8 protein-coding genes are annotated in these 9,626 nt (G+C 67.6%); 2 read left to right on the plus strand and 6 right to left on the minus strand.

Annotation, left to right across the window (positions count from 1 at the left end; all coding sequences use genetic code 11):
• Positions 1-103 precede the first annotated feature (103 nt).
• Positions 104-901 carry an SDR family oxidoreductase gene (locus tag AB0J58_RS02040; protein WP_364209008.1) on the minus strand — a complete coding sequence of 266 codons (798 nt, stop codon included), beginning with the start codon at positions 899-901 and terminating at the stop codon, positions 104-106.
• A 398-nt stretch (positions 902-1,299) separates the two neighbouring features.
• Positions 1,300-2,349: an aldo/keto reductase gene (locus AB0J58_RS02045; protein WP_364209011.1), complete on the minus strand. Its 1,050-nt coding sequence runs from the start codon at positions 2,347-2,349 to the stop codon at positions 1,300-1,302.
• A gap of 95 nt (positions 2,350-2,444) precedes the next feature.
• Here AB0J58_RS02045 and AB0J58_RS02050 point away from each other — a divergent pair, with 95 nt between their 5' ends.
• Positions 2,445-2,903 (plus strand): MerR family transcriptional regulator, encoded by a 459-nt coding sequence (locus AB0J58_RS02050; RefSeq protein WP_364209014.1) that lies wholly within the window; start codon positions 2,445-2,447, stop codon positions 2,901-2,903.
• 184 nt (positions 2,904-3,087) lie between these two features.
• Here the strand turns inward: AB0J58_RS02050 and AB0J58_RS02055 are convergent, their stop codons facing one another.
• The 3 genes from AB0J58_RS02055 to AB0J58_RS02065 all read right to left on the minus strand — a co-directional run bounded on the left by AB0J58_RS02055 (position 3,088) and on the right by AB0J58_RS02065 (position 5,685).
• The gene (locus tag AB0J58_RS02055; protein ID WP_364209017.1) at positions 3,088-3,903 is read right to left on the minus strand and encodes a hypothetical protein; all 816 of its coding nucleotides are present in this window, start codon (positions 3,901-3,903) and stop codon (positions 3,088-3,090) included.
• A gap of 312 nt (positions 3,904-4,215) precedes the next feature.
• On the minus strand, positions 4,216-5,097 hold the full coding sequence (locus tag AB0J58_RS02060; protein ID WP_364209020.1) for a class I SAM-dependent methyltransferase: 882 nt from the start codon (positions 5,095-5,097) through the stop codon (positions 4,216-4,218).
• A gap of 57 nt (positions 5,098-5,154) precedes the next feature.
• A complete protein-coding gene (locus AB0J58_RS02065) occupies positions 5,155-5,685 on the minus strand; it encodes an EF-hand domain-containing protein (protein ID WP_364209023.1) in 531 nt (176 codons plus the stop codon).
• 493 nt (positions 5,686-6,178) lie between these two features.
• Between AB0J58_RS02065 and AB0J58_RS02070 the strand changes: the two genes are divergently transcribed.
• Entirely contained in the window at positions 6,179-8,536 is a 2,358-nt protein-coding gene (locus tag AB0J58_RS02070) for an AAA family ATPase (RefSeq protein ID WP_364209026.1), read from the plus strand.
• A 369-nt stretch (positions 8,537-8,905) separates the two neighbouring features.
• On the opposite strand, the gene AB0J58_RS02075 is transcribed toward AB0J58_RS02070, so the two are convergent.
• Complete coding sequence (locus AB0J58_RS02075; protein WP_364209029.1) at positions 8,906-9,166, minus strand: hypothetical protein; 261 nt, start codon at positions 9,164-9,166, stop codon at positions 8,906-8,908.
• Positions 9,167-9,626: the final 460 nt, after the last annotated feature.

Genomic DNA, 9,626 nt, shown 5'->3' on the forward strand with positions numbered 1-9,626 from the left:
GGTCGAGCGGATCATCGGGAGCCGAGCCCGGACGTGCCGTCCTCGGCGAGTGCGTCCGGCCGGCGCTGTCCCTCACGCCGGTCCGACGGCAGGGACACGGGCCTCACAGCCCGTAGCGGCCGAGTATGTCCCGCCTGCGTGGCGAGAGGAACTTCCGGGTCATCCGGCCGGTGGTGAGCCAGGTGATGGCGTCGCCGTTCCTGGTGCCGGCCAGCATCCGCTCGACCAGGTAGGGGGCGACGTCGTCGACGTGGTCGCACAGGATGTTGAGGATCCTGCGCTGTCTGTCCACCTGTTCCGGGGCGGCGGCGGCCTCCCGGAGCCATCCCTCGGTGATGAGTATGCCGGGTCTGACCTGCCCGATCCGTACGCCGGTGCCGGCCACCTCCTTGACCAGCGCCCGGGTGAAGGAGTCCAGGCCGCGCTTGGTGGCCGAGTAGACGCCCATGCCCGGGCGGATACTGCCGTCGCTGCCGCCGCCGAGGACATTGAAGACCTGGCCGCCGCTCTGGGCGAGCATGCCGCGGACGGCGACCTGGGCGCCGTACACGGTGCCGAGCATGTTCGTGGTGACCATCGCGCGGACCTCGTCGGGGGTGGTCTCGACGATGGGGCGGGTGGTGTGGGCGACGCCGGCGTTGTTGATCCACAGGTCGACCCCGCCGAGCGCGTCCACCGCCGCGCTCCACAGCGCCTCGACCTGCTCGGCATCGGTGACGTCCACGGCGCGTCCGTGAACCGTGGCCTTTCCGGACGCCTCCGGGCGCAGCCGCTCGACGGCGTCGTCCACCGCCGCCTGGGTACGACCCGAGACGACCACGGAGTGCCCGCGCCGGAGCAGCTCGCGAGCGAGCGCGAAACCGATTCCCTTGGTGCTGCCGGTGACGACTGCCTTCCGCATGGCCACTCCCGGAGACGTTTTCCCCGCCGCACCGGCCGCGGTCCCGCACGGGCGGTGCGCGGCAGCCGGCAGGGGGGCGGACAGCTGAGCATCGGCGTTGATCTTACGTCGCCGTCCACACCCTCGGATAGACCGATCACCACTGTCCGGGGACGCGGACGTGGGCGTTCAGGACATGGCCGAGAAGTGAGGTGGGACGGCCGACGGCGGCCAGGCGGTCGGCCCATCCCTGGCGGTCTCCCCGCCGACATCCACGCCCAACTCGTCACGCTGGAGAAGCGGTTCGCCGTCCACTTCATCCCGCGGGAAATCCCCGACCAATGGGTTGACGACCTTCGACGAGCCTTCCGTGGTCGCCGATGGCGACGGTGCCCTCGTACCGGGTCGGAGGAGTCGGTCTAGGCCGCGGAACGGTTCGCGAGCGGGCGGCGGCGCCGGGCGGCGTCGGCCAGCACCGGTGGGCGCCAGGCACCGTCCGGCTGGTAGGCGTTGGTCCCGGGCGGCACGATTTCGTCGATCCGGTCAAGGGTCGCGTCGTCGAGGATGAGCGAGGCGCCCTTCAGCAGCGTCTCCAACTGGTTCATCGTTCGCGGCCCTACGATGACCGAGGTGACGCCGGGATGTGCCACGGTGAAGGCCACAGCCAGTTCGGGCAGCGAGCAGCCGATGCCGTCCGCGACCTCCACGAGCTGTTCAACGATGTCCAGCTTGGTGGCGTTCACCGGAAGCGAGGGATCGAAACGTGCCGGTGTCAGTGCCGCACGACCGGTGGTGAGATCGATGGGCTGGCCTTTACGGTACTGGCCGGTCAGAAAGCCCGAGGCCAGCGGGCTCCAGGTGAGCACCCCCATTCCCAGCCGCTGGCAGACCGGCAGCACGGAGGTCTCGATGCCCCTGGCCAGCAGCGAGTACGGCGGCTGCTCGGTCCTGAAGCGCAGCAGGCCGCGGCGCTCGGCGACGTGATACGCCTCGACGATCTCCTCGGCCGGGAATGTGGAGCAGCCGAAGGCGCGGATCTTGCCCTGGTGCACGAGGTCGCTCAGCGTGCTGAGCGTCTCCTCGATGTCGGTCGTGTGGTCGGGGCGATGAATCTGGTAGAGGTCGATCCAGTCGGTACGCAGGCGCCTGAGGCTCTCCTCGACCTCCTTGATGATCCAGCGCCGGGAGTTACCGCTGCGATTCGGGCCCTCGCCCATCTGGAAGTGCACCTTGGTGGCGAGCACGACGTCGTCACGACGGCCGCGCAACGCCTTTCCCACGATCTCCTCCGACTCACCCGCCGAGTACATGTCCGCGGTGTCGACGAAGTTGATCCCCTGATCGAGGGCTGTGTGGATGATGCGGGCACACTCGTCGTGGTCGGGGTTGCCGACAGCGCCGAACATCATGGTGCCGAGGCAGTGGGCACTCACTTCGATGCCGGTACCACCGAGAACGCGGTAGTGCATGGTCAAACTCCCTTAGTGGTTGCGGAGCGGGGTGATCATGCGGCGTACTCTAGGTTCTAGAGTCGGCTCTAGGGCAAGCCCCTACTGTGAAGGGCATGCCGAAAGCCGAACAGGATCTGAGCATCGGACAGGTCGCCGAACGCACCGGTTTGAGCGTGCACACATTGCGCTTCTACGAGCGTGAAGGTGTCCTGGCCAATCCCGTAGGCCGTGGACCCGGCAGGCGCCGTCTCTACAGCGAGGACGACGTGGAGTGGCTGCGGCTCTGCGTCATCCTCCGCGCCTCCGGCATGCCCCTCCCCGAGATCCGCCGGTACACCGATCTCGTCAGGCAGGGTTCCGGCACCGAGGAAGAACGGCTCGCGCTGCTGCGCCGGCACCGGGAGCACGTGCTCGCCCAGATGGACAAGCTGACCCGGTGCCTGGACCTGATCACCTTCAAGGTCGGCGTGTACGAGGACCACCTCGAACACGGCCCCGCCGAACAGGGATGCGATGCGTCGTCACTGCCTGAGCGGCAGGAGCAGGATCAGCGTGGTGTGTCACCTCGGTGAGTTGAGGGTGGGAGTACGAATCAGGGGCACACGTCGCCAAGGAAAAGGTTCGCTTCCGTACACTCCCCGCGGTTTTCGGCTCCTCGGTGTCGAGGGTGAAGAACAGGTTCTGCGGAGGTGATCTGCCGGCTTTCAAGGCATGGACCATGGGAAGCGCGTCGGCGCCGACACGCCAGCCGATCGATCAGCAGCGACGCGTCCAACGCTTGCCCACGAACACGTTGCGGCACTCGCTGGAGGTTGACTCCAGAGAACCGTTCTCGGTCCTGGTGCAGACGCCGTTCACGGTCTGTGTGCACTGATTGGTGGCAACGCACTCGCCGTTGATGGTCATGGTGCAATATTCCTCTTCTTCCTCCTCCGCCTCGGGCATGTCCGGATCTTCGTAACCGATGGCAGCCCTGGCGGCGTCACCGCCGCTTCTACGGGCACGGTGCGCCTCCGCGTACGGTGGCCGAAAGGAGCCGTCCTCAGCCTGTTTTCCTACTGCTGGAACATGGCCGTCGATCCGGATGTAGTACCAGTCGTAGCCCTTCTCGCCATCATCGCACCTGATATCAGAGAATCGAATCCGACTGCTTTTGAGCACGCAGACCTCAACACGGTCCTCGATGTCGGCGATTCGGACCTTCGAGCCGATGCCACCTTTCGCGGGGGCTCGGTACGAGTCACCGGACGGCTGTTTGAACGAGCCCCGCCCGGCCTTCGAGCCGGTGGCGGGCACCCGAACGTTCAGCGGGAGAAAGTACCAGGTGACGCCGGGTTGTGCGTCATCGCAACCTCGATAGTTGACCCGTACTCGTGTCCTCTTCGCGACACAGATCTCAACGAACCCCGCTTCTTCGTCCTCCGCACTCTCCGCGCCCTCCGCTGCCTCCCGGACCGGCTGTGGAACGACGGGGGCTTCGCCGGGAGTGGAACCGGATGTCGTGGTCGTACATCCGGCGACCATGAACGCAGAGGTGGCCAGGCATACCAGCCGTAACCCGATCGGTGACAAATGCCCTCACTATGCGAGAAGAATTGATCAGATCGATCAACGACAGGGGTGATGACGAAGTTCCAGCCGGCCGCCGGTTCATCCTGAGAGGATGGCGGGAAAATCGAAAGTGCCAAAAACCGCAGCGAGCGAGCTGGACCCCGGGGGGCGGACCACGCGGACCGCACTCGGCTCACCGGCTCAGAGGCCGTGAAGACGAATGGGGGCGGTCGGCTTCGAGAGGCGTTCCTCAGCTCGCACCAAAAGAGGATTTCCCCTCCGTGGCCCGGGCATCAGCGGCGTGACATCAGGCGCTTACGGCCGGGAAGCCGATCAGAGGTGCATGCCGGGTTTGTTGGCGAACACCCAGCGGTTGCTTGCCAGGGCGTCGTTCGGCTCAGGTAGTGGGCCGCGACCGTGGTGGCGGGTGAAGTCGAAGGGGGTGCGGGTCGCGGTGGACCAGCCCGACTCCCGCAGGTGGCCGACGGAGTCGGGGCGTGGCTCCCTGTCGAACAGGGCGAGCAGGTCGATGCCGATCTGCTGCCTGGTCGCGAGGTAGACGGGGCCGGTGCGGACCTCCGGGGACTCCACTCCCAGCTTGACCTCGAAGGCCAGGGTGCTTTCCTCGGCGCTCAGGCGGTCCACGGTGTCGATGAGACGCCGCTCGGCGGCCGGTGGGAGATAGAGCAGCAGGCCCTCGGCCAGCCACGCGGTCGGCAGGGTCGGGTCGAAGCCGGTGTTCAGCAGCGACCTGGCCCAGTCCTCGCGCAGGTCGGCGGCGATCGGGCGGCGGGTGACCGCCGGGGCGGCGGCGAGGTCGTCGAGCACCCGGTGTTTGAACGCCAGGACGCCCTCGCGGTCGATCTCGTAGACGACCAGGCCCGGCGGCCAGTCGAGCCGGAAGGCCCGCGTGTCGAGGCCCGCGCCGAGCAGAACGACCTGCCGGGCGCCCGTGTGGACGGAGCGGATCAGGAAGTCGTCGAGGACTCGGGTGCGCAGGCCGAAGTAGCGTCCCAGCCTGCCCCACAGGGGGTTGGCGTCCCCGTCCGGCACCTCGGCCGGGCGGACCGGCCAGGCCGCGGACACCTCGGCGGCGCGTACGAAGTGCTCGGCGTAGGTGTCGCCGGCCAGGGCGTCGGGCCGGTGGGTCTCGATCGCCCGCGCGGCGGCGACCATGAGGGCGGTCAGGCCGACACCGCTTTCGACACCCGGCACGAGTCCTCCTCTATTCCTTGTCTCGAAGGCCGGACATTTCAGCTGCCGTAATTCCGATCAGATCGGCCCGCCGACCAGGTGATCGCCCGGAATTCCGGTTTTTTCCGGGTGGTAGTAGTCCTTGATGCCGGTGGCCCAGACCGAGACCATGATCTGGTCGGCCTCCGACGGCCCGAACGCGTCGAAGAGGGCGTCGATGTTCGCGCGCTCGAAGCCGATGGCCGTCATGAGCGCCACGAAGACGTGCCGCTCGATGAGCCCGTCGCCGTCCGGGTCGCCCAGCGCGGCCAGCGCCTCGGCGAAGTCGGTGATCGCCGGGTCGAACCGCTCCGGGGAGAGGACGCACGCGGCGTACTCCTCGAAGCTGATACGGCCGTCGTGATCGGCGTCCAGTTCGGCGGCGAGGGTCGTCCAATAGCGTCGGAAAGCGGCCAGCATGGCGGCTTTGGTCGCGTCATCGGAATCGGGGGCCGCCGTGATGACACGGGTCGCCATGAGTTCGAAGTCCTCGGCTTCGAGGTGGCCGGTGCCGTCCGCGTCGAGCAGGACGAAAATGAGTTTTACCCGATCGATGGCTGCTTTCTGCATCTCCTGTTGCCTTTCTTTGGCTGCCACTCGCAATGAGGGTCGAAAACAGGGATCCGACTGTACACGACCATGCCGGGCGATGACCCGGATGTTTGCGACGTGATCGGCGGCCGAAGAGGTCGAATACGACCAGCGGAATAATTGCCATTAAATATCAAATAGCCTGATTGTTCAGGCTGCTTGCGTCACCGCTCTGGCCGGCTGTTCACCAGATGGATGGTGTGAAATGCGGTGATCGCGGGGTTTGGTGATGGCACTCAGTTGTTCGAGGCCGTGGCGGGTGGTCCGCGTGACGGCGGGAGTGCCCGGACAGGATTCGACGATCAGCGGTGGTATGCGGAACCCGCGATGACGTTCGAGGCGTGGGGGGCGGGAAGAACCGCTGTCCGGTGACGAGCGTGGGAGAGGTTGGACGGGCGTGCCGACGAGGGCTACGCTACTGGTCGTTCGCAACCATAAAACACACGTCTAACGGTTAATGATACCACGAGGAGTGCTGTTGTCAAGCGAAGCGCTGCGTGCGGAGCAGGAGTATGTGTCGATGCTGTACGGCCGGCTCGACGAGCTCCGCGAACACGTCACCGGACGGCTGACGCGGGTGCTCGCGACCTCCGGTGGCAACGCCCAGGCACGTGTCGAGAAGGACGCCGCGTACGCCGCCTACGCCGAACGCCTCGCCCGGCTCAACGCGGCCGAGCACGGCCTGTGCTTCGGACGGCTCGACATGCTCGACGGTGAGTGCCGCCACATCGGCAGGATGGGCCTGCTCAGCGATGCCGAGGACGACGAGGACGACGAGGACACGGTCCCGCTGCTCATCGACTGGCGGGCCCCGGCCGCCCGCCCGTTCTACCTCGCCACCGCGGTCACGTCGGAGGGCGTCCGGCTGCGCCGGCACATCAAGGACCGCGACCGCACGGTGACCGAGATCCATGACGAGTTGCTCGACCTCGAATCCGCGGCGGGGGCCAGGCACGAGGGGCTCGCGGGCGAGGCCACCCTGCTGGCCGCCCTGAACGCCGGCCGGACCGGCCGGATGACCGACATCGTCCAGACGATCCAGGCCGAGCAGGATCGCATCATCCGGTCCGAGCACACCGGGGTGCTCGTCGTGCAGGGGGGACCGGGGACGGGAAAGACCGCGGTGGCGCTGCACCGGGCGGCCTACCTGCTCTACACCCGCCGACGGCAGCTGGCGCGGCGGGTGGTGCTGGTGGTCGGACCGAACACCACGTTCCTGCGATACATCGGGAACGTGCTTCCCGCACTGGGCGAGACGAGCGTGCTGCTGTCGACCGTCGGCGGGCTGTATCCCGGGGTGACCGCGGAACGGGAGGAGACGCCCGAGACCGCCGAGGTGAAGGGCCGGCTGGCGATGGCCGAGGTGGTCGCCGCCGCCGTACGCGACCGCGAGTGGGTACCGGGGGACCACCTCGAGGTGGAGTACGAGGGGGAGACGCTGCGCCTGGACCGGCGGACCTGCGAGCGGGCACGCGACCTGGCGCGGGGCTCGCTGTCCCCGCACAACCCGGCCAGACCGCTCGTGGTCCGGGAGATCAGCAGGGTTCTCGCCGAGCAGTACGCCGAACGTGTCGGCACCGATCCGTTCGACGGTGAGCGTCTGCTGGACGACGGCCAGGTGGAGAGCATCCGCCGGGAGATGCTCACCGACGAGGAGGTCCTGGCCGCACTCGATGAGCTCTGGCCCGACCTGACGCCGCAGCGGCTGCTCACGGATCTGTTCGGCTCTTCGGACCGCATCGCCTCGGCGGCGCCGGGGTTCACCCCCGAGGATCGGGCGCTGCTGCTGCGGGAGCCCGGCGGCGGCTGGTCGCCCGCCGATGTGCCGCTGCTGGACGAGGCGGCCGAACTGCTCGGTGAGGACACCCGGGCGGAGCGGATCCGGCAGGAGTACGAACGGCGCGAGCGGGTCTCCTACGCCCAGGGCGTGCTGGACGTCGCGATGGGGTCGCGGGCCACCGATCTGGAGGACGACCAGGAGGCCGAGATACTCACGGTCAACGACCTGGTCGACGCGGACAGGCTCGCCGAGCGGCACCAGGAGGCGGACCACCGTACTTCGGCCGAGCGCGCGGCCGCCGACCGGACCTGGACGTTCGGCCACGTGATCGTCGACGAGGCCCAGGAGTTGTCGGAGATGGCCTGGCGGCTGCTGATGCGAAGATGCCCGGCCAAGTCGATGACCGTCGTCGGCGACACGGCGCAGAGCGGGGACCTGGCCGGCACCCTGTCCTGGGGGCGGGTGCTCGACCCCTACGTCAAGGGGCGCTGGCGGCTTGAGAACCTCACCCGGAACTACCGGGTGCCGGCTGAGATCATGGCCGTCGCCACCGACGTGCTGGCGGAGATCGGCGCAGACCTTGAGGCGCCCGTCTCGGTACGGGAGAGCGGCGTCGAGCCCTGGGGGCTTCGCGTGTCACCGGAGGAACTCGCCGACCGGCTGATCGAGGTCGTCGCGATCGAGGCCGCCGGGCTGACCGACCGGCGGCTGGCGGTCATCACGCCGGACTCGCTGCTGGAGCCGCTCGGCCTCGCGATCGCGGCGGGTGTGCCGGAAGCGTCCGTCGGTGAGGACCCCGGTGCGCCCAGCCCCGTCGTCGTGCTGAACGTCAGGCAGGCCAAGGGCCTGGAGTTCGACGAGGTGCTGGTGGTCGAGCCGGGCCTGATCGTCGCCGAGTCGCCGCGCGGGCTCAACAACCTGTACGTCGCCCTGACCCGTGCCACCCGGCGGCTGGGCGTGCTGCACACCGCGGAGCTCACGCCGCCGTCGGCCATGCCGCGGGTGCTGGACGCGAGGCCTGATCGGCAACGGAGCGGGAAGTGGTGTTAGCGAGCCGACGCGGACGAAGCCGCCCACCGTTCCGATGCCGTTGGGCTCGATGTCCGCTTCGAGTCTGAAAAATCATTCGATTCTCGACATCCCTTCCGAAGTGCTCTGCGCGGATGTGCGAACTGTCGGACCGATGTCGGAAGAGCGTGTCGAGAGGTCGGGGTGTTCACCGGCTCCGGCGACACCCTGTTACCACCGGGACCCCGGTGTCGACGTTGCCGATCGCGGCGACCAGGCACTCGCGGGCCGCCTCGATCTCGGCGACGTGCTCTTTGACCGTCTCCACGTCGGGCACCTGCCCGGCGCCGGCCACGCCCAGCGGCGGTGCCCAGATCGAGGCCCCCGAACCGGGGCTGAACGGTGCCGGGCTTAACCGATGAAGTTCTCTACACCGATCCCCGCGGCCGCGAGAAGAGCGGAAAGGGAGGTGATGGCGAGCAAGACGAGAGCGCACCCGCCCGAGGGAGGTTTCGGCGAGTTCATTTTGGCGGCGGTCTCGCGGTAGAGCTTCACGGCGGGGTCGTTTTCGTCATTGTAGTCCCCGTCGTGGTAGCTGATCATCTTCGCGGCGCACAATGCGCAGAGCCTTCCCTCTGACACCTCATTGCCGCAACCATTGCATTTCGCCATGCTCTCCACCTCCGCGTGATCCGGTTATCGGAGCGTATCGATCTAGGCGGAGCCTCACCCCCAATATGGGAGACAGGCCAAGTAAGCCGGAAAAGGGCAACGGCGGTGGGCGCACAGGACAGAACAACAACTCTGTCCGGTCACCCGGCGTCACCCCGGGTCAACGCCTCTACGCCGGTTTCCTCACCGATCCGGTCTCGTGGATCGTCCGGCGGCAGATCACCGAAACTCACTCTCACCGAGCGGCACCACGGGCCTCGCGGCATCGACCGTCGTCCCTTTTCCGGAGCCCGGTGGTATCGGCGAAATCATCAACGGATATGCAGGTCAGAGTTCCCTCAAGGACCTCCGTGCGCGGCGTGGAATAAGCAACAGTTCTTGAGTTGAGGGCGCCGACTCCTCCTCGCTGTGCACGCTTGCTGCCTGCGAACTGCATCTTCTCCCGTTTGCCAGATCGATC

The sequence above is a fragment of the Streptosporangium sp. NPDC049644 genome (assembly GCF_040675205.1).
GTDB classification, from domain to species: Bacteria; Actinomycetota; Actinomycetes; order Streptosporangiales; family Streptosporangiaceae; genus Streptosporangium; species Streptosporangium fukuiense.